This is a genomic window from Brevundimonas aurantiaca, from assembly GCF_904830995.1.
GTDB lineage: Bacteria > Pseudomonadota > Alphaproteobacteria > Caulobacterales > Caulobacteraceae > Brevundimonas > Brevundimonas aurantiaca.
On sequence record NZ_CAJGVD010000001.1, the window covers coordinates 2,979,709 to 2,999,914 of the forward strand.

Sequence of the window (20,206 nt, forward strand, 5' to 3'; positions counted from 1 at the left end):
TCGGCACGCCCTTTCAAGCGCTTAGGTAAGCCCCTATCCGACCGCAGGAGGGAGGGACAAGGCCCGTCAGTAGAACAGGGTTTCGCTTTCGGGCTGAACCGACTGTTCCGAAGTCCGCTCTTGCGGCGGCGGCGGGGTCTCCTCAGGCGGCGTGGGCGCGGGATCGGTCACTTCAGGGGCGACGACCGGCTCGCCGGCGGCCTCGTCGGTCTCGGCGGGTTGTTCAACGGGGGGCTGGTAGCCGTCTTCGGGCCGAGACTGGCGATCCTCACAGCCCGCCAATGCGGACGCGGCCAGCGCTGTCGCGGCCAGAATGAAGATCGAGCGTCTCATGAAAAGCGGTTCCCCTGGGTTGGTTCTGCAACGTCTGTCGCGCGGCTCCGTTCCATAGCGCCGAAAACGCCTTCGGTCATCTGGGTTCGCAGCCCCCCCAGCGCAGTATGGCCGCGTCGAGCGGAAGGGGCGGCGGATTTGCGACCGTAGAGGGCTGGTCGTCGAAGCGGGGCGCCGGGGCCGGGGCGCCGTCTTCGAATGTCCCACGGGCTTGATTGTGCGGATGAGCCGGCGCCTCGCCCAGGCTCAGCACGGGGGTGACGCAGGCCTCCGTCCCCGCGAAATGCTCCGCCCAGTCGTCACGGTTCCGGGCGGCGAACAGGGCGGCGAAGCGAAGATGGAGATCGGGCCAGGCGGAGGTGTCGTACTGAGGCGCTTCGGCGGGGTCGATCCCCAGACCCGAGAGCAGGGCGAGATAGAAGCGGGGCTCCAGCGCCGCGACCGCCACATAGCCGCCGTCCCGGCAGATGTAACACCGATAGAAGGGCGCGCCGCCGTCCAGAAGGTTGGAGCCGCGGCGGTCGTTCCACAAGCCCTGGGCGCGCAGGGCGTGGAACAGGCCGCCCAGCAGGGCGGTCCCGTCCGTCATGGCGGCGTCCACGACGCGTCCGCGCCCGGTGGTTCGGACCTCCAGCAGGGCCGCCAGAACGCCGACGACCAGCATCATCGCCCCGCCGCCGTAGTCGCCGACCAGATTCAAGGGCGGCGTCGGCGGTCGGTCCGGCGACCCCATGGCGTGAAGCAGACCGGTCAGTCCGATGTAGTTCAGATCGTGTCCGACGGCCTGGGCCAAGGGGCCGCTCTGTCCCCAGCCCGTGATCCGACCGAACACGAGGGCGGGGTTTCGGCCCAGCAGATCGGCCGGGCCATAGCCCAGACGTTCCATGACGCCGGGACGAAAACCCTCGATCACGGCGTCGGCGGACTCGATCAGGCTCAGAACCCCGCGCCGGTCCGACGCCGACTTCAGATCGACCGGCACGGCGGCCCGATTGCGGTGAAGGACGGCGCCGCCCACCTCGGAAAAGACGGCCGAACCCGCCGCTTCCGAGCGGGTGAGGCGCAGCACCTCGGCCCCCATGTCGGCCAGCATCATGCCCGCGAAGGTGACGGGCCCCAGTCCGTCGAATTCGAGGATGCGAAGTCCGTTCAGCGGTTTCATATGCATTGAGTAGCAGACCCGGTCTTGACCGGAAGGGCGGATTGCAACAGAAGGCGCCCTTCGACGGTTTGGGCCAGGCCCGAACGTCGCGCGGTGCGTCCTTAGCTCAGTTGGTTAGAGCATCTGACTTTTAATCAGAGGGTCCTCGGTTCGAGCCCGAGAGGACGTACCATATTTCTCCCTTCGGAGGAGCCTCCCCATGTCCCAGCCCGTCTTCTTCGCCGTCGAAACCGGCGGGACCAAGATCGTGTGGCGGGTCGAGGATGCGGCCGGGGCGGTGCTGGATCAGGGACGGTTTGCGAGTGGCGCGCCCGAGGCGGCGGTCGAGGCCCTGATCGCCGCGACGGGCGACAGGGCGGTCTCGGGACTGGGCGTGGCCAGTTTTGGCCCCCTGGTGGTCGATCCGGCCTCGCAGGATCGCGGCCTGATGCTGGCGACGCCCAAGCCGGGCTGGACCGGGTTCAATCTGGCGAAGACCCTGGCGGAGCGGCTGAACACCCCTTTCGTCGTGGACACCGACGTCAACGCCGCCGCCGTCGCGGAGGCGCGACTGGGCGCGGGGCGCGGGGCGCGGGCTGTGGCCTATGTCACCGTCGGCACCGGGATCGGCGGCGGGCTGTGTGTGGACGGCCAGACCCTGAAAGGCGCACTTCATCCCGAGATCGGCCATCTGTTCGTCCAGCGCCTCTCGGGCGACGCCCAGGTCAGCGCCTGCCCTTTTCATGCTGACTGTGTGGAGGGGCTGGCGGCGGGACCGGCGGTGCAGGTGCGGCTGGCGGGGCGTCGGCTGGAAGAAGTGGATGCGGTTCGGGCCGTGGTCACGGACTATCTGGGCCAGATGATCGCCGGCTTGGTTTTCGCCTGGGCGCCCGACCGGATCGTCATGGGCGGCGGCGTGATGTCGACGTCCGGCCTGATCGCCGAGGTCGAGGCGGCGGCGCGGCGCTGGGTCAACGGCTATGGCGCGGCGCTCGTGATGGGCGAGGGCGGCTATCTGGTTGCGGCCGAGCGCGGACACGCCGGGCTGGATGGGGCCATGCTGATGGCGCGGGAATCCATCCAGGGGTTTTGATCGGAGCGGCATCCGTGGTCTAAGGGCCGCATGAAGCTGATCCAGTGGCCTGTCCTCGCCGCCCTTCTCGTGCTGGCCGGCTGCAACGCCGGTCGTTCCGCCATGAGCGGGGCCGAGCAGGTGGGCGCGGGGCTGGGAGACGCGGTCACCGCGCCGCTGGAGGACTTCAATCTGCGTCGCCAGCTGATTCCGACGGTCCTCCTGCAGGCCGAGGCCAATCCCTATGATCTGCGCAATCTGAACCAGTGCACCACCATCGGCGCCGAGGTGGCGCGGCTGGACGAGGCCCTGGGGCCCGACACGGACGAGCCGCCGCGCCAGGACGGCTCCTATCGCAGCGAACAGGCGGCCGATGCGGCGGCCAAGGCGACGCTGGACGCCATTCGCGGCACGACGACCGACTTTATTCCGGGCCGCAGCTGGATTCGTCGACTGAGCGGGGCGGAACAGCACAGCCGCCATGTGCAGTCGGCCATACAGGCGGGGCGGATGCGGCGCGCCTTTCTGAAGGGGATCGGCATGCAGAGGAACTGCGCCCCGCCGGCGGCGCCGAGCTGGTTCCGCCCGAGACGGTAGGAGCTTATCCGTTCGACACGTGCCGCGCGTGGAAGTCGCGGCGGAAGGCTTCGAAGCGGCCTTCGGCGATGGCGGCGCGCATGGCGGCGGTCAGAGCCTGGTAGAAGGCGATATTGTGCCAGCTGAGCAGGACCTTGCCGAGGATTTCGTCGGCGCGGATCAGGTGGTGCAGATAGGCCTTCGAATAGGCGGAGGAGGCGGGACAGGGGATGGTGGGGTCCAGCGGATCCTGATCCTCGGCGAAACGGGCGTTTTTCAGGTTCAAGGGGCCGTCCCAGGTCCAGGCCTGGCCGTGACGGCCGGCGCGGGTGGGCAGGACGCAGTCGAACATGTCGACGCCGCGCCAGACCGCCTCGACCAGATCGACCGGCTTGCCGACCCCCATCAGATAGCGCGGCCGGTCGGCGGGCAGCATTTCGGGCGCATAGTCCAAGACCTCGCACATGGCCTGGTGGCCTTCGCCGACGGCGAGACCGCCGATGGCGTAGCCGTCGAAGCCGATCTCCTGAAGCTGTTCGGACGACTGGCGGCGCAGATCCTCAAAGGTCGAGCCCTGCTGAATGCCGAACAGGGCCTGGTTCTCCCGCTCGCCGAACCGGGCCTTGGAGCGGGCGCCCCAGCGGATCGACAGCTCCATGGCCTTTCGCGCCGCGTCCTTCTCGGCCGGATAGGCGACGCACTGGTCCAACTGCATCGAAATGTCGGCGCCGATCCGGTCGGACTGGATCTCGATCGAGCGTTCGGGGGTCAGGACGTGTTTGGAGCCGTCGATGTGGGAGGAGAAGGTCACGGCCTCTTCCTTGACCTTCGAAATGCCGGCCAGGGACATGACCTGGAAACCGCCCGAGTCGGTCAGGATCGGCTTGTCCCAACCCATGAATTTGTGAAGGCCGCCCAGACGCTCCATCCGCTCCGGGCCGGGGCGCAGCATCAGGTGATAGGTGTTGCCCAGGATGATGTCGGCGCCGGTCGCCTTGACCTGGTCCACCGTCAGGGCCTTGACCGTGGCGGCGGTGCCGACGGGCATGAAGGCGGGGGTGCGGATCTCGCCGCGGGCGGTTTTCAGCACGCCGGTGCGCGCGCGGCCTTCGACGGCCGCAATGTCAAAAGGAAAGGGCATTCAGGCGATCAGTCGTTCAAGCTGTTCGACGCGCGCCAGATCCTTGGGACGGCCGAAAAGGCGGTACAGGGCGATGTGGTCCCGGATATCGGGGACAAACAGGGGGGTGTCGTCGATAAACACCGGCCGGCGCGACCCGAACTGGACGTCCGCCCAGTCGCCGCCGTCGCGCACCTCCAGCCCGGCCATGACCTCGATCAGGATCGACTGATCATGCGCGCGGCCGAAGACGGCGGAGCGGAACAGACCCTCGCCGGGGTCGGGCACGATCTGGCCGCCCAAGGCGGCAAGCAGGGCGCGGGCGTCGCGCGGGGCGCACAGGACGTCGATGTCCGGCACATGGATGTCGGTCAGGCCGTAAAGCGCCATCGCCGCCCCGCCGAAAATCCACCAGGGCTGGTCCAGGTCGCGCGCGGCCTCTCCGACGGCGATCAGGCCGTCGCGGAGCTCTTGCGGCAGATCAAGCTCGGCGTCGTCAGGCGTCACGGAAGTCTCTTTCGTCAGAGGACGGCATTTAAGGGTTCGCGCGCCGGAAGGCCACAGGACAAGCGGTTCGATCCGCCTCAGCAGAAGGTTCGCGCCGGCGGCGTGGGGTTTTCAGGCCCGGAACAGCAAGGAGCCGTCGCCGTAGGAGTAGAAGCGGTAGCCGGTGTCGACGGCGTGGGCGTAGGCGGCCTTCATCGTCTCCGGACCGGCGAAGGCGCTGACCAGCATGAAGAGGGTCGATTTGGGCAGGTGGAAGTTGGTCATCAGCACGTCCACGGCGCGGAAACGGTAGCCGGGGGTGATGAAGATGGCGGTGTCGCCGTGGAAGGGGCGGATTTCGCAGGTCTCGGTCGCAGCGGATTCCAGCAGGCGCAGCGAGGTGGTGCCGACGCAGACGATGCGGCCGCCGGCGGCGTGGACGGCGTTCAGGGCGGCGGCGGTCTCGGGCGAGACCTCGCCCCATTCGCTGTGCATCCGGTGTTCAGCGACATCCTCGACCTTGACCGGCAGGAAGGTGCCGGCGCCGACGTGCAGGGTGACGGCGTGGGTCGAGACGCCCCGGGCGCGGATCGCGTCGAGCAAGGCGGGCGTGAAGTGCAGGCCCGCCGTAGGGGCGGCGACCGAGCCGTCGTGTTCGGCGAAGACGGTCTGATAGTCCGAGCGGTCGCGGTCGTCCTCGGGCCGTTTGGCGGCGATATAGGGGGGCAGGGGCATGACCCCGACGGCGCGGATCGCGTCGTCCAGGGCCGGGCCGGACAGGTCGAACTTCAGGGTGATCAGGCCGTCGTCGCCCTTGGCCGTGACCGTGGCGTCGAGACGGCCCAGGTCGCAGGCGGCGTCGGCTCCCTGTCCGAAGCGAATGCGGTCGCCCGGCTTGATCCGCTTGCCGGGCTTCATGAAGGCGGACCAGACGTCGGGGGCGTCGCGATGGTGAAGCGTGGCCTCGACGGCGACGGTCAGGGTCTCTCCCTCGGGGCCGGGACGGGTGCGGACGCCGGACAGGCGGGCGGGGATGACGCGGGGGTCGTTGAAGACCAGGGCGTCGCCCGGCTGAAGAAAGTCGGGCAGGGCGCGGATGATCCGGTCGTCCAGGGCGCCGTCCTTCACCACCAGCAGGCGGGCGGAATCGCGCGGATCGGCGGGCCGCAGGGCGATGCGGTCCTCGGGCAGGTCGAAGTCGAAATCGGCGGTCTTCATCAGGCGGCGCAAAGGCCATGGGGGCGGACAGGGGTCAACCCCCGGAACCGTCAGCCCGCGGCGGCCCGCGAACGCTTCGGCGGCCGCGCGGTCTGGAACAGTTGCTGACCGGAGTCCGTCAAAACCCAACGATAGCTCGTTTCGCCGAAGGCTGGAGCGATCCAGCCCGAACCGCCGCTTGAGAAGACGCTGTTCATGGCCTGATAGATGGGCGCACGATCCTCGTGGCGGATGACCCCCATCTCGCCTCGTCCGCGCAGGACGTGGTCGGCGACCGTCTGACGGTGAGCTTGCCCGCCCAATTCCCATAGAGCCAAGACGATCTCCACGACGACGGGGTCCGTCGCCCGCAGCCGTTCGATGCGCGCGCCCGAACGCCTCGCCTTCAGATTGATCAGTTTCGCGCCCATTTTATCCCCCGAGAAAACGTGGGGCGGGCAATGGCGCAATTATTTGGTCACGCGCTAGAGTTGGGTTTCTCAAAATGAGATGACTTCACCTCTTGGCTGAAGCACCATGTTCGCATGTTATCTGAAGGCGCATGGGAAAGGCTGCGACTGGCGGCCGGGGTCGATTACGTCCTCAGATTCATGTTGCTGTACAAGGAGGTCGCCGGGGGCGATCCCGTTACGGCCTTGGTCTTCGTCTCCGCCGCCCAAGGTTGCGCCCAGCATGTTCGAAACATGCACAGGCATGTTGCGCTGATGGGCTCTGAATTTCTGCCCGACGATCTCCGTCGCCCGGTCAGTCTGTCAGCCCTAGCGCGGTCCTTGAACATGTCCGTCGAGACGACGCGCCGACATGTTGAAAAACTTTGCGTCCTCGGTCTGGCCAGCCGGACGGAGGACGGCGGCGTCATGGTCGACACCCGCCACCTCAACCGGCCCGAGGTTCGCGATGCGGTGGCGTCGCATTCCCAGCATCTGGAGGTTTTCCTGAACCAGCTGGAACGCCTTCCGATCACGAGAGTCAGGCGCTGAAGCATCGGGTGTGAACCCGAACACCGGCTTCGAGTTAAGGGGAGATGCAGCTTACAGCCTTCCTCCCGTCCGTCCTCATCGGCGCCGTCGCCAGCGCTAGGTCCATGACGCCCATGGCGGCCATCGTCGGCGCGCGGCTGGCGCATCGGAAGACGCCGGGGCGGCTGGTCGTGCTGGATCACCCGCTGTTCAGGTTCGGCGGCCTGGCCATGGGCGTAGGTGAACTGTTCGGCGACAAGATGAAGTCGGCGCCGGACCGGACGGTCTTTCTGGGCCTGCTGGCGCGGGTGATGAGCGCGGGGATCGCGGGCTCGGCCCTGGCGCCGCGCGGGCGCGAGAAGCTCGGCGCGGCGCTTGCGGTGGGGACGGCGGTTCCGCTGGCCTATCTGGGGCTGGCCGGGCGGAAAAAGGCGATGGCGCGGATCGGGCAGACGAAGAGCGGTCTGATCGAGGATGCCCTCATCGTGGCGGCCGGGGCGGCGGTGGTGGCGATGGCGACCGGCCGACGTCGTTGAGCCGTTGACCCGGGGGGCGGGACAAGTCAAACCGCCGCCATGCTTCAGAACCTCGAAACCCTCGCCCGCGAGGCCAAGTCCTGGCCGTTCGAACAAGCCCGTAATCTGCTGGCCCATGTGCTGAAGAAACGGCTGGGCGAGAGCGAGCGGGCCGAGGCGCGGGCGCTGATCGACGCGGGCAAGGCCGACGAGGCCCTGGCGAAGTTCGAGGCCCTGCAGAAGCCGGTGCTGCTGGAGACCGGATACGGGCCCTCGGGCCTGCCGCACATGGGCACCTTCGGCGAGGTGGCGCGGACCACCATGGTGCGCAACGCTTTCCGCGCCCTGACCGGCGACCACTGGGCCACGCGGCTGGTCGCGTTTTCGGACGATATGGACGGCCTCAGGAAGGTGCCGGAAGGGGTGCCGAACCCCGAGATGCTGCGCGAGGACCTGAACCTGTCGCTGACGCGGGTGCGCGATCCGTTCGGCACGCACGACAGTTTCGGGGCGCACAACAACGCGCGGCTGCGGGCGTTCCTGGACTCGTTCGGCTTCGACTATGAGTTCATGAGCTCGACCGAGACCTACAGGTCCGGCGCCTTCGACGCGACGCTTCTGACCCTGCTGGAGCGGTTCGACGCGGTCATGGCCATCATGCTGCCGACCCTGGGCGAAGAGCGGCGGGCGACCTATTCGCCCTTCCTGCCGGTCAGCCCGATTACGGGCCATGTGCTGCAGGTCCCGACGCTTGAGCGGAACGTCGAAAAGGGGACCATCGTCTTCGACGATCCGGCGGGCGGGCGCACCGAGCTGCCGGTCACGGGCGGCCATGTGAAGCTGCAGTGGAAGCCGGACTGGGCCATGCGCTGGACCGCCCTGGACGTCGATTACGAGATGTCGGGCAAGGATCTGATCGAGAGCGTGCGCGAGAGCGGCAAGATCTGTCGCGCCCTGGGCGGGACGCCGCCGGAAGGCTTCAACTACGAGCTCTTCCTCGACATCGAGGGCAAGAAGATTTCGAAGTCGAAGGGCAACGGCCTGACGATGGAGGAATGGCTGCGCTACGGCACGCCCGAGAGCCTGAGCTGGTACATGTTCCAGTCGCCGAAGTCGGCCAAGAGCCTGCACTTCAACGTCATTCCGCGCGCCATCGACGACTATCTGGCCTTTATCGAAGCCTACAAGACGCAAGAGCCGGCCAAACGGATCGACAATGCGGTCTGGTCGATCCATGCGGGCAACCCGCCGACCCATACGTCGCCGGTGTCCTTCGCCCTGCTGCTGAACCTGGTGGGGGTGGCCAACGCCTCGACGAAGGACCAGCTGTGGGCCTATTTCGCCAAATATCTGCCCGAGGCCACGCCGGAGAACGAGCCGCTGCTGGACCGGCTGATGGACCATGCGCTGAACTATTACGAGGACTTCGTGAAGCCCTCGAAGTCGTACCGACTGCCGGACGACAAGGAGAAGGCGGCGCTGGAGGACCTGGCGGAGCGGCTGAAGGCCCTGCCGGCGGACACGACCGACGGCGAGCTGATCCAGAACGAGGTCTATGCAGCAGGCAAGGCGCATGAGTTCGAGCCGCTCCGAGCCTGGTTTGGGGCGCTGTACGAAGTGCTGCTGGGCGCCAGCCAGGGACCGCGTTTCGGCTCCTTTGCGGCCATCTACGGCCTGCCGCAGACGATCGACCTGATCAAAAAGGGCGCGCGCGGCGAACTGGCGCAGGCTTGACGCAAGGTAATATTTCTTAACCGCGAAGGGCTTGTATGGCGACGTGGCCGGGGAGGCGACGTGCAGTACGAGATCGACGAACAGGCGCGGATCTTGTGGATGGACCTGGTTTCGGCCGGGTCCGCAGACAAGGTGCTGACGGCGACATTGGCGCTGATCAAGGCGCGGCCGGAGCTGTGCAGCTGGGACTGGATCGTCGAATGCCAGCCCCTGCCCGACGATGCGACGGTGGACCATCTGTCGAAACTGGCCCAGGCCTGGGGCGCACCGCCCACGGTCGAGGCGCTGACCGTTTTCGTCACTCAGGACCGGCTGCTGCACCTGTGGGCCCGGGTGATGGACTTCCAATTTCTGCGCCGCAAACACTTGGTCGAGCGTGACGTCGAGGCCGCGCGGCGGTTGATCGAACGCCGACGCGCCGAGCGTCCCTTAAGATGAACGGAAAATAACGGCGAAGCTCCGGGAGCCTTCAGGTTCAGCTCGGCATTCTCCCCTCATCGGCAAACCCGATGACAGGAGATGAATATGTCGAGCAAGTTTCTGAAGACGGGTCTGGCCACGGCTGCGGCTCTGGCCGCCCTGGTAACCGCAGCCCCCATGGCCGCCCAGGCCCAGGCCAACGGCGTGACCAACTGCGACGCCCCCGGCGGTCGCCAGCGCGCGGGCGCCCTGATCGGCGCAGTCGTCGGCGGGGTGGTCGGCTCGAACCTGGCGCGGAACGAGCGCACGGCCGGGACCATCGTCGGCGCCGGCGCCGGCGCGGCGGCCGGCTCCTATATCGGCTGCAACCAGCAGCGCGCCCGCGTCGCAGCCGAGGCCAACGCCAACACCTATCGCGCCGGAACCACTCTGCGGATCCGCAGCGGCCCCGGCACCGGCTTCCGTCAGTCGGGCAGCCTGGCGGCCGGCCAGCCCTTCACCGCCGTCGCTCGCCAGGGCGACTGGATCCAGATCGCCGGCGGCGGCTGGGTGAACGCCAACTATGTGACCCGCTGAGGTCGCGCCCCGAAAGACCGCGCCAGCGGGGTCGTTCCTCCCCCCGTCGATCCCGCTGGAACGGTCGCCAGGCTCGCGGTTCGCCGTTTGAGCCCAGACCCCGTCCGGTTCGCCGGGCGGGGTCTTTTATTGGCTGACCCAGAGGATGCGGGCCATCCATTCGATGTCGCGCCGGGGCACCACCCGCGGCGGATAGTCGGGATTGATCGAGGACAGGGTGGCGCTGCGGGCGTTCAGCGCCGTCAGCTCCTTGGCCACCACCTCGCCCGAGGTCAGACGCGCCACGACCCGGTCGCCGCGCCGCACGGCTGGGTCGCCCCGGTCGACGATCACCCGGTCGCCCTCGCGGTACAGGGGCGCCATGGAATCCCCGCTGATCCGCAGGCTGAAGGTGGTGGGATTGACCTGCGGCAGTTCGGTGTGGTCCCAGCCGTCGCCGATCGGCAGGCCCGCCTCGTCGAAGAAGCCGTCCAGGCCCGCGCGGGCCAGGCCGAGCAGGGGCACGGTCGACGGGGTGGCGGGCGCGTCGTCGGCCAAGGCGGCGAAGTCGGCGAGGGATACGCCGGCCGCCTGAAGAACCAGGGTCAGGCTCTCGGTCGAGGGCCAGCGGGGCCGCGGCGGATCCCCGGCGCTGAACCGCTTGGACGGATTGAAACTGGTGGCGTCCAGCCCGGCCCGCCGCGCCAACCCCGACGGCGACAAGCCCTCGCGCCGCGCCAGGGCGTCAACGGCCTTCCAAAGTTTGGCGTGGGACAGGGGCATGGCGTTCCCGACAATGAGTCGGCCCAGCCTAGAGTGAGAGCTTAGGAATTTCTACCTAGCTGATGCTCAGTCGCGGCCTTCCGTTCCTGCCAGGCCCAGAAGGTGCCGACGGTGATGGAGATGATGATGAGGTAGCCGTTCAGGTTCATGATGGTGAACAGCGCGCTGACCGGCGTCCGGCCGTTCATCAGCAGGATGAGATGGCACAGGACTGTAAGAAGTTGGATGGCTCCGGCCCATATGGGCCAGGCGCGGTTTGATCTCAAAGCGAGAACGGCAAACACGGCCAGCAGGATCAGGTCGATGAAGAAGACGCCGTGGGGAGCCTGATCGGCGCGGGGCGATTCCTGTTGGACGACAAGCGAAGCAAACCACGCCATCAGGTATGCGCTGGCGCCCGCCTTTTCAGTATTTCCGCCCTTAAGCAGCGCAAAAAGCGCCATCGTGACCATGAAGACGGCGCCTATGACGGCGTACATCATGTTTACCATAATTGTCGCCCCCAAGCGTTTTACGCGAAGGGGGCGACTGTAGGCGATGTTAGGTTAAGTGATAATGAGGCCTAACCTTAACTTAATTTCATGCAACCGAGCGGAGATGATTGCGCGTGTCCTTCGGGTCAAGCCAGTCGTCGGGCTTGCCGATCGGGCCGGCGGCGTAGGTTCCGAAGCCGAGGCGGCGATGGTCCTTCTGCAACTCGCCGTGGCACGCCACGATGGACTCCCGCGCGGCGGCGAGGGCGGCGATGGTTTCCATGGCCTTGGCTTGCGAGGCCGTGGCGGCGACCGGCGACAGCGAGAGGTCGGCGCGCGCGCTGATGAAGGATTGAACCAGCGTCGTCGCTTGAGCGATGGCGGCGTCGATAGCGTGTTCCGTGGCGTGCAGATCAGCAGCCACGCCGGCGATGACTTCAGTACGGTCCATTGGGAAGCCCCTCAAACAAGGTTTACAATGGATGAATCCTAACACGGCTTAACCGCTTCTGGTAGAATATTGTTAACCTAATCGATCAATGTTGAGCGGGGAGGCGTTCTGGCGCGCGTGCGTCGTGCGGCCTTCCTCGCCTCAAGCAAAAGTCTTTGAAAAGGCTAGGATTCCTCCAGAAGGAAGTGCGCGGTCAGGGAGGCGATGGGGCGGCTCCGGCTTTCCTGCCACGCCTCAGCCTGGACGTGAGCGATCCGCCGGCCGGCGCGGCTGATCTCGGCCCTGGCGAAGACGTCGACCGGACGGCCGGTCCTGAGATAGGCGACGGTGACGTTGATCGGCCGCGGCAGGCGCGAACTCGGAAACGCCAGGGCGATCTGTGCCATGGCCGTCATTTCCAACAGGGCGGCGGTTGAGCCGCCGTGCAGGGCCGGCAGCATCGGATTGCCGATCAACTGATCTGCAAAGGGCATGACCACCGTGACCTCGTCGCCGTTCATCTGGGTCTGGAGGTTCAGAAAGCGGGCGTAGGGAAGCCGATCCAGAAGCTCGTTCATGCGCCGAGGTCTCCTGCGGGCGCCGGCTTGGTGCTGCTGCGCGAGCGGTTCAGCACATAGGCCGACTGAGCCGCCGCAACCGGATCGGCGGGATCGTCCTCGAACGCCCAGCCGCGCACGAAGGCGATCGTGGGGGTTAAACGATAGCAGCTGGCTTGGGCCAAAAGGTCCACGCCCGGCCGGGCCGCGCGCATATAGTCCACCCGCAGGTCCAGGGTGGCGATCGGGTGGAAGGCGTCCATGGCGGTCCAGACGGCCAGGCCGCCGATATGGTCCAAGAGGGTCGTCACCAGCCCCCCGGCCAGCACCCCCGTGTCAGGATCGCCGACCAGGTCGGGCCGCCAGGGAACCCGAATGCGCGGCGCGCCGTCATGAAGCCCGTCGAAGATGAAGCCCAGAGCGCCCGTGTGGGCGGCGCCCGCCGCGAGTTGTGGCAGGATGGCGTCGACGAAACTGTCGTGCATGCGAAAGGGCGTCCGTGGAGTCGGTGACAGTCTTCTGTATGACGGGGCGACCCGACGGCGTCGAGAGCGTTACGCCCCCATGATCCGACCCGAAGATCTGCTGCATCCGACGCCGGCCGGCCTCTATTGCCCGCCCGGCGACTTCTACGTCGATCCGGTGCGCCCCGTGGATCGGGCCGTGATCACCCATGGCCATTCCGATCATGCGCGGGCGGGGCACGGCGCCGTGCTGGCCACGCGCCAGACCCTGGCCATCATGGCCGAGCGCTACGGCGACGCCTTTACGGCGCGGGAGCAGGCGGTCGAATACGCAGAGAGGGCCGCGATCAACGGGGTCGAGCTGCGGCTGTTTCCGGCAGGCCATGTCCTGGGATCCGCCCAGGTCGAGGTGCGCTGGAAGGGTCTGACCATGGTCGTGTCGGGCGATTACAAGCGGCGGCGCGATCCGACCTGTCCGGCGTTCGAACCCGTGCCTTGTCACGTCTTCATCTCTGAGGCGACTTTCGGCCTGCCTGTATTCCGCCATCCGCCGGCGCAGGATGAGATCGGTCGGCTGGTTCGGTCGCTGGCGCAGTTTCCTGACCGAGCCCATCTGGTCGGCGCCTACGCCTTGGGAAAGGCCCAGAGGATCATACGCACGCTGCGTGAGGCGGGCTGGGACCGACCCATCTATGTGCACGGCGCCATGGAGCGGCTGAACGCGCTCTATGAGCGCGAGGGCGTCGATCTGGGGCCGATCCTGCCGACGCGCGATCTCCCAAAGGGGGCGCTGGGAGGCGAGGTGGTGGTCGCGCCGCCGTCGGCCGTGCAGGATCGCTGGTCCCGGCGGTTCGCCGATCCGGTCGTGGCCTTCGCCTCGGGCTGGATGGGGGTAAGGGCGCGGGCCCGCCAGAAGGGGGTGGAGCTGCCCTTGGTCATCTCCGACCATGCCGACTGGGAGGAACTGGTCACGACCTTCGAGGAGCTGAAACCCGACGAGGCCTGGATCACCCATGGCCGGGAGGAGGGGCTTCTGCGCTGGGCCGAACTGAACGGCCAGAAGGCGCGCGCGCTGCGCCTGGTCGGCTATGACGAGGAGGATGAAGAGACGCTGGAGGTCCGGCCGGACTGAGCGATCAGCGCCGCGCCCGGCGAGGGGCCGGCGCCGACGTCTGCGTCTCGTCCTCGCCCTTGTTCTCGACGAGGGCCGCGTTCATCGCCATGCGCAGGCGCTCGGGCTTGATCGGCTTTTCCACCACGGCGGCCATGCCGACGGACAGATAGTGTTTGGCGTCTTCGGGATCGGCGTTGGCCGTCAGGGCGACGATGGGGGTGCGTCCCACCTCGCCGCCCAGGGCGCGGATGGCCTGGGTCGCCTGGACCCCGTCCATGCGCGCATTTTGATGTCCATCAGGATCAGATCATAGCGACCTTCCTGAACCGCCTGGACCGCCTCCAGCCCGTCCTCCGCCAGTTCGGAACTGCAGCCGAACATTTCGCACAAGGCCTGGGCCACGACGCGGTTGGTGGCGTTGTCATCGACGATCAGCACGTGGGGCGCGGACTTCAGATCGAGTTCTGGCAGGCTGGAGACATTGGAGGCGGGCTCGACGACCGCTGCGGCGCGGCGCGCGGTGATGTCGAAGGCGAAGGTTGCGCCCCGACCCTTGTTGTTCTCGGCCCAGATCCGACCGCCCATACGCTCGATGACCTGGCGGCAGATGGACAGGCCCAGTCCGGCGCCGTCCGGGCCCGAGCCGTGGACGAAGGGTTCGAAGATGGAATCCACACGGTCGGCGTCGACGCCGGGGCCGTCGTCGCGAACCCGGGCCTCCATCCGCACCTGGTCGCCGTCGACCCAGGCCTTCAGCCCGGCCTCGACCACCCCATTGCGCGCGAATTTCAGCGCATTGCCGATCAGATTGTTGAACACCTGCTTCAGGCGGACTCCGTCGATGACGGCGGCCAGCTCCGTGTCGCCTTCGTAGCCGACCAGCAGGGTCACGCCGTCCTGGGAGGCGCGCGGCTCCCATAGGGATTGGACGTCGTCCATCACGGCCCGCAGCGGGGTGGCGACGGGGGTCAACTCCAGCTCTCCCGCCTCGGCCTTGGCCAGGTCGACGGCGTCCTGAAGGATGCGCAGCAGGTTTTCGGACGATTCGACGATGGTCTGCACATGGGCCTGGGCCGTCGTGCTCAAGGGCTGGCGGCGCAGCAGTTCGGCGACGGCCAAGACGCCGTTCATCGGGGTGCGAAGCTCATGGCTCATGATGGCCAGGAACTGGCTCTTGGCGCGGGCGGCGATGAGGGCCTGGGCGCGCGTGTCGTTGAGGGCTGCAGCTTGGTTGGCCAACTCCGCCTCGTGGCGCCGCTGGCGGTCTGTCGCGCTGCGGAGCAGGGTCGCAGCCGTGCCCACGCCGTGATAGCGGCCGTTTTTCGTCACGATGAAACCGCGCAGCAGGGCGGCGGGACCGCCCCTCAGCAGGATTTCACTGAAGGCGTCGATTTCAGCGTCGCCTTCCACCACCGCCGGCTCGGGGTCCATGGCGAAGGTGATCGGGCGCAGATCGTAGAGGGCGTGGCCGAAGCGGCCGGCGATCTTCTGTATGAAGGTGGTGCGTTCCACCAGGCCCAGGGGGCGGTCGTTCTCTACGACAGGTATGACCAAAGTGTCCGGTTCGCGCTCGAACCGGGCGAAAACCTCGCAGCCGAGCGTGGACGGACCTACCGGCTCGGGTTGTTCTGAAAGGGTCTCAATCGTCGGCATACTGCCTGGAACTCCTTACTCGCCTCCCATATGCACCAGTAGCGCTTGCCGATTAGTTAAGCCGGATCAGAAAGTTTCGGCCTGTACCCTCGGTGTCATCTCAGGGGCGGGCGCCGGCTGTTTCAGGATTTTGCGCCGGGGGCGGGTCTGGTGTAGAAGGCCCGCCCGACCCATCTGAGGTCCTCATCCCTTTGTGCATGCGCGCGGCCGACCGGCCGACCGCAGATTCGTCATGAGCGTCATCCTGGAAAAGTCTACGACATCGGCCCTGGTTCTCTTCTCCGGCGGGCAGGACAGCGCGACCTGTCTGGCCTGGGCGCTGGAGCGGTTCGGGCGGGTGGAGACGGTCGGCTTCGACTATGGCCAGCGTCACGTCGTGGAGATGGAGGCGCGCCAGGCGGTGCGTGCGGGGATGAAGACGGCCCTGCCGCAATGGGCCGACCGGCTGGGCGACGATCATGTGGTGGACCTGACCGGCTATGGTCGGATCGCCGAGAGCGCGCTGACCGCCGACCGCAAGATTGAGATGGATGCGCGCGGTTTGCCGACGACCTTTGTCCCTGGGCGCAACCTGATCTTCCTGGTGGCGGCGGCGGCCCTGGCGGATCGGCGCGGGCTGGAGGTGCTGGTCGGCGGCATGTGCGAGACCGACTATTCCGGCTATCCCGACTGTCGCCACGAGACCATGGAGGCCATGGCGCGGGCCCTGTCGCTGGGACTGGACAAGCCGGTGGTGATCGAGACCCCGCTGATGTGGCTGACCAAGGCCCAGACCTGGGAACTGGCCGATCGGATTGGGGGCGAAACCCTGGTCGAGCTGATCATTGAGGACAGCCACACCTGCTATCAGGGCGATCGGACGCATCGCCACGCCTGGGGCTATGGCTGCGGCCAATGCCCCGCGTGCGAGTTGCGGGCGGCGGGGCATGCGGAATGGGTCGCCGGCCGAGGCGCTCAGACGTGACCTATTCGGCTAAGGAAGTCTTTCTGACGGTCCAGGGCGAGGGCGGACAGGCGGGCCGGCCGGCGGTCTTCCTGCGCTTCGCTGGCTGCAATCTGTGGAGCGGGCGCGAGCAGGATCGGGCGAGCGCCGTCTGCAGCTTCTGCGATACGGACTTCGTCGGCGTAGACGGGGACGGCGGGGGCAAGTTCGCCACCGCGGACGGGTTGGCCGATCATGTCGCCGCGATGTGGCGGGGCCGGCAAGGCGATCCGAAACTGGTGGTCTGCACCGGCGGAGAGCCCCTGCTGCAGCTGGATGCGCCGCTGGTCGCGGCCCTGCACGCGCGCGGTTTCGAGATCGCCATAGAGAGCAACGGCACCCTGGCGGCGCCCGACGGGATCGACTGGATCTGCGTCAGCCCAAAGGCGGACGCAGACGTGATCCAGATCAAGGGGCAGGAGCTGAAGCTGGTCTATCCGCAGCCCAAGGCCCCGCCCGAGCGGTTCGAACACCTGGCGTTCGAACGGTTCTGGCTCCAGCCCCTGGACGGCCCCGACCAGGCGGAGAACACCGCCGCCGCCATCGAATATTGCCTGACCCATCCCCAGTGGCGCCTGAGCGTCCAGACCCACAAATACATCGGCGTCCGCTAATGCCCGTCTTCGAAATCACCAAACAGGCGACCTTCGACGCCGCCCACCACTTCCCCAACGAACCCGAGGGCAGCATCTATCGTCGCGTCCACGGCCACTCCTTTACGGTCGAGGCGACGATCCGGTCGGAGACCCTGGACGCCGAGCACAACTGGGTCGCGGACCTGGGGGCGCTGGACCGGGCGCTGAAGTCGGCGGCGGAGCAGCTGGACCACGGCATGCTGAACGAGCACGAGGGGCTGGAGCTGCCCAGCCTGGAAAACCTGTGCCTGTGGTTCGCCAAGACCCTGAAGCCGGACTGGCCGGGGCTTTGCCGGGTGCAGGTGGCGCGGCCGACGATCAACGAGCGGTGCGTGCTGTCGCTGTAGTCAGCAGCTTTTGCCCTGCCTCTGGCGCTGTTCGCAGCGGCGTTGCTCGCGTTCGTAGTCGCGCTGTTCGCGTTCGCGGCGGGCGCGGGTTTCTTCGTCCGAGGTGGTGACGGCGTCGAAGCCGGCGCCGACGACCGCGCCCCCGGCCTTGGCCGCGCCGCCCACGACGGCGGCGGTTCCGCCGACCACGGCGCCGGCGACGCAGCCCTGGAGCATCAAGGCTCCGCCCATGACGACGGCGGTCTGACAAGCGGCGATAAGACGGCTGCGACGCATGGGTGAGACACCAGAGATTTGGAAGAGAGGATAGGGGCGACGACAGCGACGTCCGGAGCCTACTCCAGAGATTTCGAATAGTCCCTGATAATGATGAACGGAGGCTGAGCGACGTTCAGGTCAGGCGCCGCGTTGCGGCAGCAGTTTGCGGCGCTGGCGCGAGATCGCCAGCGGGCTTCCGTCGGCGCCCCAGGCGGTCGCCTCGTCCACCGTCCAGCCCAGGCCCAGGTCCAGCATCCGGAACTCGAAGAAGGCCCAGCCCTCGGGCGCTGTTTCAGGCGTCGGGTCGGTCAGGATGTCGATGCGCAGATCGACGGTGGTCATGGGCGCGGGCGTCGAGGAGGCGGTCCAGGCCGGGGGATAGAGGGCGTCCAGCAGATAGCACAGCCCGACCTCGTCCAGCGGGCGGCGGTCGGCCATCCGCATCCAGGTGCGTTCGATCACCGGCTTGCCGGCATTGCCGCCCAGGATGTTGGGCCCGCCGTCGAACCGGTATTCGACATGCTGGGCGAAGTGGGGCGACATCGGCCCCCGGATGGTGGCGGCGGGGTTCAGGCCGTCCAGCGGGGGCGTCGGCAGATGAAGTGGGGCGAGCGGCGGGGTGTCGCCGTCCAAGCCGTAGGTACCGGTGGCGTGATGGGGCATGCGGCCGTCCTGCTCGGCCTCGACCGCCGCATAGATCACATTGCGGCCGCCGCGCAGCAGTCGGGGACGAAAGGCGACCTGTTCGCCGAACCGCGCCGCCGACAGATACTGGACCGACAGGGTCCGCAGCGGCGCGGTCAGGGACAGGCCCTGGCGCATCGCCTGGGCGCACAGGGCCGCCAGCAGGCCGCCGAAGGGAAAGCCCTTCTCCGGCGGCAGGCCGGACGGTCCGTTGGAGAAATGACCGGGAACGGGCGCCGAAAGGCCGCCGTCGTCCAGGGTGTGAAAGGCCAGGGCGGCGTCGAGGGAGATGGGGTGGGTCGTATCGGCCATGGGCGCCATCCTGCGTCAGGCGAAGAAGGGACGGAAGGCGCTGCGTTCTGGAGGGGGCGCAGGTCCGTTGCCAAACAAGACTGACTGAGCCGGTTCGGATTGGCAACCCTCTTGCCAACCGCCTGACGCGGGGTCACTTTTGTCGCATGGGACGCACCGCAGACTACAGCCGCCAAAGCTGCTCCATCGCCGCCACCCTGGAGGTGATCGGCGATCCGTGGACCCTGCTGGTCATCCGCGACGCCTTCAACGGGGTCAGCCGGTTCGAGCAATGGCAGGACAATCTGGGCGTGGCGCGCAACGTCCTGGCCGCGCGTCTAAAAAGCCTGGTCCAGCACGGGGTGCTGGAGCCGCGCCCCTATTCCGAACGGCCCCCGCGCAACGAATATGTGCTGACGCCCAAGGGCAAGGATCTGTACGGGGTTCTGGTGACCCTGCACGGCTGGGGCGCCAAACACGTCTATGGCGAGACCGACTGCGGCATCGACATGGTCCACTCGACCTGCGGCGCCACCCTGACCCCGCGCATCGCCTGCGGCTGCTGCGGCGAGATCGTCAAGCCCAGGGACATCCGGCTGACGCGGGCGGAGAACCGGCCGACGGTGGGGGATGTGATGCCGAAGGATGATGAGGCGGCTTAGGGCGGCCGTCGAGGACGGGTTTGAGAGCGGGACAGGGGGCTTTGGTTGGACAAGTTCAGTCGGCGTCCTAAAAGGAAGGCTCGTGTTCAGAACACCGTGCTGGCCCTGTCGGCCTTTACCTTTGCCGGTGGTTGCTTCGGCGTCCTGATCGCCTTCGGCAACGCCGCCATTCCCTGGTTTTTCGGCCTCTATGCGTTCTGCTGGACTTTGGGATTCCTGTTTTGGCAGCAGAGGTTTGTTCGAAACTACTTTCGCTGGAGGTCCAGAACGCGTCTTCAAAGCCAGCAAGGTCCAGGATTTTCAACACTAGAGCTGGCCGCTATCGAACAATTCCTTGATCGAGCCGGTCCTCAGGAGGCCGCCGCACGCCGACATTTCGAGCAGGCGGAAGTCGTTTCCCGCTACAATTCAGGCGCCGGCGGAGTCACTGCGATAAGAAGTTCGCAACCTTGGCCTTGGACGAAACCCGCAACGGACAATGTGTCCTGGTTTCACATTGATCAGTTGAATGCCGTTGTGGGGTGCCAATTTTGGCCTGGGCCGGCTGAGGGTCTGTCGATCCTTGAGATTTTTGCGGGAGACACAAACACGGCCCAGTTGGACTGGATGACAGTGACTTTCCGAGGGGCGGATGATGGTCTGCCGCATCCGCCGGCTCCCACCTTCGCCCCCATCATTAGCGAGCCTCGCTGGGTAACCTGGCGCCCGGAGCCCTGACGACGAAAGCCGGCCCCACCCTGCGGT

Annotated in this window: 26 protein-coding genes, 1 tRNA gene and 1 pseudogene; 14 read left to right on the forward strand and 14 right to left on the reverse strand. The window is 67.1% G+C overall.

Annotation, left to right across the window (positions count from 1 at the left end; genetic code table 11):
• Positions 1-66 precede the first annotated feature (66 nt).
• Positions 67-333, reverse strand: coding sequence for a hypothetical protein (locus tag JMT67_RS14650; RefSeq protein ID WP_054765130.1), 267 nt, complete (start codon positions 331-333; stop codon positions 67-69).
• A 76-nt stretch (positions 334-409) separates the two neighbouring features.
• Positions 410-1,501, reverse strand: a complete 1,092-nt coding sequence (locus JMT67_RS14655; protein WP_201463879.1) for a CaiB/BaiF CoA transferase family protein — start codon at positions 1,499-1,501, stop codon at positions 410-412.
• A gap of 89 nt (positions 1,502-1,590) precedes the next feature.
• Between JMT67_RS14655 and JMT67_RS14660 the strand changes: the two genes are divergently transcribed.
• The 3 genes from JMT67_RS14660 to JMT67_RS14670 all read left to right on the forward strand — a co-directional run bounded on the left by JMT67_RS14660 (position 1,591) and on the right by JMT67_RS14670 (position 3,143).
• Positions 1,591-1,667, forward strand: a tRNA-Lys gene (locus JMT67_RS14660).
• 27 nt (positions 1,668-1,694) lie between these two features.
• On the forward strand, positions 1,695-2,567 hold the full coding sequence (locus tag JMT67_RS14665) for an ROK family protein (protein WP_201463880.1): 873 nt from the start codon (positions 1,695-1,697) through the stop codon (positions 2,565-2,567).
• Positions 2,568-2,597: 30 nt separating this feature from the next.
• Positions 2,598-3,143, forward strand: a complete 546-nt coding sequence (locus tag JMT67_RS14670; RefSeq protein WP_054765190.1) for a hypothetical protein — start codon at positions 2,598-2,600, stop codon at positions 3,141-3,143.
• A 4-nt stretch (positions 3,144-3,147) separates the two neighbouring features.
• Here JMT67_RS14670 and tgt read toward each other — a convergent pair whose 3' ends face one another.
• The 4 genes from tgt to JMT67_RS14690 form a co-directional block, all read right to left on the reverse strand.
• Positions 3,148-4,263, reverse strand: a complete 1,116-nt coding sequence (tgt, locus tag JMT67_RS14675) for a tRNA guanosine(34) transglycosylase Tgt (RefSeq protein WP_201463881.1) — start codon at positions 4,261-4,263, stop codon at positions 3,148-3,150.
• Positions 4,264-4,749 (reverse strand): hypothetical protein, encoded by a 486-nt coding sequence (locus tag JMT67_RS14680; RefSeq protein ID WP_152949813.1) that lies wholly within the window; start codon positions 4,747-4,749, stop codon positions 4,264-4,266.
• A gap of 111 nt (positions 4,750-4,860) precedes the next feature.
• Positions 4,861-5,946 (reverse strand): tRNA preQ1(34) S-adenosylmethionine ribosyltransferase-isomerase QueA, encoded by a 1,086-nt coding sequence (queA, locus tag JMT67_RS14685; protein ID WP_201463882.1) that lies wholly within the window; start codon positions 5,944-5,946, stop codon positions 4,861-4,863.
• Between the two features lie 50 nt (positions 5,947-5,996).
• Positions 5,997-6,356: a hypothetical protein gene (locus tag JMT67_RS14690; RefSeq protein ID WP_183218230.1), complete on the reverse strand. Its 360-nt coding sequence runs from the start codon at positions 6,354-6,356 to the stop codon at positions 5,997-5,999.
• 114 nt (positions 6,357-6,470) lie between these two features.
• Here JMT67_RS14690 and JMT67_RS14695 point away from each other — a divergent pair, with 114 nt between their 5' ends.
• The 5 genes from JMT67_RS14695 (at position 6,471) to JMT67_RS14715 (ending at position 10,150) form a co-directional block, all read left to right on the forward strand.
• The gene (locus JMT67_RS14695; RefSeq protein WP_183218232.1) at positions 6,471-6,926 is read left to right on the forward strand and encodes a hypothetical protein; all 456 of its coding nucleotides are present in this window, start codon (positions 6,471-6,473) and stop codon (positions 6,924-6,926) included.
• Between the two features lie 44 nt (positions 6,927-6,970).
• The gene (locus tag JMT67_RS14700; RefSeq protein ID WP_201463883.1) at positions 6,971-7,441 is read left to right on the forward strand and encodes a hypothetical protein; all 471 of its coding nucleotides are present in this window, start codon (positions 6,971-6,973) and stop codon (positions 7,439-7,441) included.
• A 39-nt stretch (positions 7,442-7,480) separates the two neighbouring features.
• Complete coding sequence (locus JMT67_RS14705) at positions 7,481-9,154, forward strand: lysine--tRNA ligase (protein ID WP_201463884.1); 1,674 nt, start codon at positions 7,481-7,483, stop codon at positions 9,152-9,154.
• Between the two features lie 60 nt (positions 9,155-9,214).
• Complete coding sequence (locus JMT67_RS14710) at positions 9,215-9,592, forward strand: hypothetical protein (RefSeq protein WP_054765196.1); 378 nt, start codon at positions 9,215-9,217, stop codon at positions 9,590-9,592.
• Between the two features lie 87 nt (positions 9,593-9,679).
• On the forward strand, positions 9,680-10,150 hold the full coding sequence (locus JMT67_RS14715; RefSeq protein ID WP_054765197.1) for an SH3 domain-containing protein: 471 nt from the start codon (positions 9,680-9,682) through the stop codon (positions 10,148-10,150).
• 126 nt (positions 10,151-10,276) lie between these two features.
• Here JMT67_RS14715 and JMT67_RS14720 read toward each other — a convergent pair whose 3' ends face one another.
• The 5 genes from JMT67_RS14720 to JMT67_RS14740 form a co-directional block, all read right to left on the reverse strand.
• The gene (locus JMT67_RS14720) at positions 10,277-10,912 is read right to left on the reverse strand and encodes a S24 family peptidase (protein WP_201463885.1); all 636 of its coding nucleotides are present in this window, start codon (positions 10,910-10,912) and stop codon (positions 10,277-10,279) included.
• A gap of 41 nt (positions 10,913-10,953) precedes the next feature.
• Positions 10,954-11,394: a hypothetical protein gene (locus JMT67_RS14725; protein ID WP_233455903.1), complete on the reverse strand. Its 441-nt coding sequence runs from the start codon at positions 11,392-11,394 to the stop codon at positions 10,954-10,956.
• A gap of 97 nt (positions 11,395-11,491) precedes the next feature.
• Positions 11,492-11,836, reverse strand: coding sequence for a hypothetical protein (locus JMT67_RS14730; RefSeq protein ID WP_054765200.1), 345 nt, complete (start codon positions 11,834-11,836; stop codon positions 11,492-11,494).
• 164 nt (positions 11,837-12,000) lie between these two features.
• Positions 12,001-12,393 (reverse strand): PaaI family thioesterase, encoded by a 393-nt coding sequence (locus JMT67_RS14735; protein WP_182714950.1) that lies wholly within the window; start codon positions 12,391-12,393, stop codon positions 12,001-12,003.
• Complete coding sequence (locus JMT67_RS14740; RefSeq protein WP_182714949.1) at positions 12,390-12,857, reverse strand: PaaI family thioesterase; 468 nt, start codon at positions 12,855-12,857, stop codon at positions 12,390-12,392. Before JMT67_RS14740 ends, JMT67_RS14735 begins: the two co-directional genes overlap by 4 nt.
• A gap of 79 nt (positions 12,858-12,936) precedes the next feature.
• On the opposite strand from JMT67_RS14740, the gene JMT67_RS14745 reads away from it, so the two are divergent.
• Positions 12,937-13,968, forward strand: coding sequence for a ligase-associated DNA damage response exonuclease (locus tag JMT67_RS14745; protein WP_201463887.1), 1,032 nt, complete (start codon positions 12,937-12,939; stop codon positions 13,966-13,968).
• Between the two features lie 4 nt (positions 13,969-13,972).
• Here JMT67_RS14745 and JMT67_RS14750 read toward each other — a convergent pair.
• Positions 13,973-15,603, reverse strand: a pseudogene (locus tag JMT67_RS14750) (ATP-binding protein).
• Between the two features lie 232 nt (positions 15,604-15,835).
• Between JMT67_RS14750 and queC the strand changes: the two are divergent.
• Genes queC through JMT67_RS14765 form a run of 3 tightly spaced genes read left to right on the forward strand, consistent with a single transcriptional unit; the run spans position 15,836 to position 17,567 of the window.
• Positions 15,836-16,567, forward strand: coding sequence for a 7-cyano-7-deazaguanine synthase QueC (gene queC, locus JMT67_RS14755; protein WP_201463888.1), 732 nt, complete (start codon positions 15,836-15,838; stop codon positions 16,565-16,567).
• Positions 16,564-17,199, forward strand: a complete 636-nt coding sequence (gene queE, locus JMT67_RS14760; RefSeq protein ID WP_054765206.1) for a 7-carboxy-7-deazaguanine synthase — start codon at positions 16,564-16,566, stop codon at positions 17,197-17,199. The genes queC and queE overlap by 4 nt, the downstream gene beginning before the upstream one ends.
• Complete coding sequence (locus tag JMT67_RS14765) at positions 17,199-17,567, forward strand: 6-pyruvoyl trahydropterin synthase family protein (RefSeq protein WP_054765207.1); 369 nt, start codon at positions 17,199-17,201, stop codon at positions 17,565-17,567. The genes queE and JMT67_RS14765 overlap by 1 nt, the downstream gene beginning before the upstream one ends.
• Here the strand turns inward: JMT67_RS14765 and JMT67_RS14770 are convergent, their stop codons facing one another.
• The gene (locus JMT67_RS14770; RefSeq protein ID WP_201463889.1) at positions 17,568-17,843 is read right to left on the reverse strand and encodes a hypothetical protein; all 276 of its coding nucleotides are present in this window, start codon (positions 17,841-17,843) and stop codon (positions 17,568-17,570) included. It lies immediately after the preceding gene.
• Positions 17,844-17,963: 120 nt separating this feature from the next.
• Positions 17,964-18,821 carry an acyl-CoA thioesterase gene (locus tag JMT67_RS14775; RefSeq protein WP_201463890.1) on the reverse strand — a complete coding sequence of 286 codons (858 nt, stop codon included), beginning with the start codon at positions 18,819-18,821 and terminating at the stop codon, positions 17,964-17,966.
• A gap of 146 nt (positions 18,822-18,967) precedes the next feature.
• Between JMT67_RS14775 and JMT67_RS14780 the strand changes: the two genes are divergently transcribed.
• Positions 18,968-19,462 carry a winged helix-turn-helix transcriptional regulator gene (locus JMT67_RS14780; protein ID WP_054765210.1) on the forward strand — a complete coding sequence of 165 codons (495 nt, stop codon included), beginning with the start codon at positions 18,968-18,970 and terminating at the stop codon, positions 19,460-19,462.
• Positions 19,463-19,507: 45 nt separating this feature from the next.
• Complete coding sequence (locus tag JMT67_RS14785; RefSeq protein ID WP_201463891.1) at positions 19,508-20,179, forward strand: hypothetical protein; 672 nt, start codon at positions 19,508-19,510, stop codon at positions 20,177-20,179.
• Positions 20,180-20,206 lie beyond the last annotated feature (27 nt).

Coding starts and splice junctions, on each gene's coding strand:
- queA (WP_201463882.1), bottom strand. CDS start 5,946: ATGAAGACCGCCGATTTCGACTTCGACCTGCCCGAGGACCGCATCGCC.
- JMT67_RS14695 (WP_183218232.1), top strand. CDS start 6,471: ATGTTATCTGAAGGCGCATGGGAAAGGCTGCGACTGGCGGCCGGGGTC.
- JMT67_RS14735 (WP_182714950.1), bottom strand. CDS start 12,393: ATGAACGAGCTTCTGGATCGGCTTCCCTACGCCCGCTTTCTGAACCTC.
- JMT67_RS14730 (WP_054765200.1), bottom strand. CDS start 11,836: ATGGACCGTACTGAAGTCATCGCCGGCGTGGCTGCTGATCTGCACGCC.
- JMT67_RS14665 (WP_201463880.1), top strand. CDS start 1,695: ATGTCCCAGCCCGTCTTCTTCGCCGTCGAAACCGGCGGGACCAAGATC.
- JMT67_RS14720 (WP_201463885.1), bottom strand. CDS start 10,912: ATGCCCCTGTCCCACGCCAAACTTTGGAAGGCCGTTGACGCCCTGGCG.
- queC (WP_201463888.1), top strand. CDS start 15,836: ATGAGCGTCATCCTGGAAAAGTCTACGACATCGGCCCTGGTTCTCTTC.
- JMT67_RS14690 (WP_183218230.1), bottom strand. CDS start 6,356: ATGGGCGCGAAACTGATCAATCTGAAGGCGAGGCGTTCGGGCGCGCGC.
- JMT67_RS14700 (WP_201463883.1), top strand. CDS start 6,971: ATGCAGCTTACAGCCTTCCTCCCGTCCGTCCTCATCGGCGCCGTCGCC.
- JMT67_RS14705 (WP_201463884.1), top strand. CDS start 7,481: ATGCTTCAGAACCTCGAAACCCTCGCCCGCGAGGCCAAGTCCTGGCCG.
- JMT67_RS14765 (WP_054765207.1), top strand. CDS start 17,199: ATGCCCGTCTTCGAAATCACCAAACAGGCGACCTTCGACGCCGCCCAC.
- JMT67_RS14725 (WP_233455903.1), bottom strand. CDS start 11,394: ATGATGTACGCCGTCATAGGCGCCGTCTTCATGGTCACGATGGCGCTT.
- JMT67_RS14715 (WP_054765197.1), top strand. CDS start 9,680: ATGTCGAGCAAGTTTCTGAAGACGGGTCTGGCCACGGCTGCGGCTCTG.
- JMT67_RS14650 (WP_054765130.1), bottom strand. CDS start 333: ATGAGACGCTCGATCTTCATTCTGGCCGCGACAGCGCTGGCCGCGTCC.
- JMT67_RS14775 (WP_201463890.1), bottom strand. CDS start 18,821: ATGGCCGATACGACCCACCCCATCTCCCTCGACGCCGCCCTGGCCTTT.
- JMT67_RS14670 (WP_054765190.1), top strand. CDS start 2,598: ATGAAGCTGATCCAGTGGCCTGTCCTCGCCGCCCTTCTCGTGCTGGCC.
- JMT67_RS14745 (WP_201463887.1), top strand. CDS start 12,937: ATGATCCGACCCGAAGATCTGCTGCATCCGACGCCGGCCGGCCTCTAT.
- tgt (WP_201463881.1), bottom strand. CDS start 4,263: ATGCCCTTTCCTTTTGACATTGCGGCCGTCGAAGGCCGCGCGCGCACC.
- JMT67_RS14740 (WP_182714949.1), bottom strand. CDS start 12,857: ATGCACGACAGTTTCGTCGACGCCATCCTGCCACAACTCGCGGCGGGC.
- JMT67_RS14770 (WP_201463889.1), bottom strand. CDS start 17,843: ATGCGTCGCAGCCGTCTTATCGCCGCTTGTCAGACCGCCGTCGTCATG.
- JMT67_RS14780 (WP_054765210.1), top strand. CDS start 18,968: ATGGGACGCACCGCAGACTACAGCCGCCAAAGCTGCTCCATCGCCGCC.
- JMT67_RS14655 (WP_201463879.1), bottom strand. CDS start 1,501: ATGCATATGAAACCGCTGAACGGACTTCGCATCCTCGAATTCGACGGA.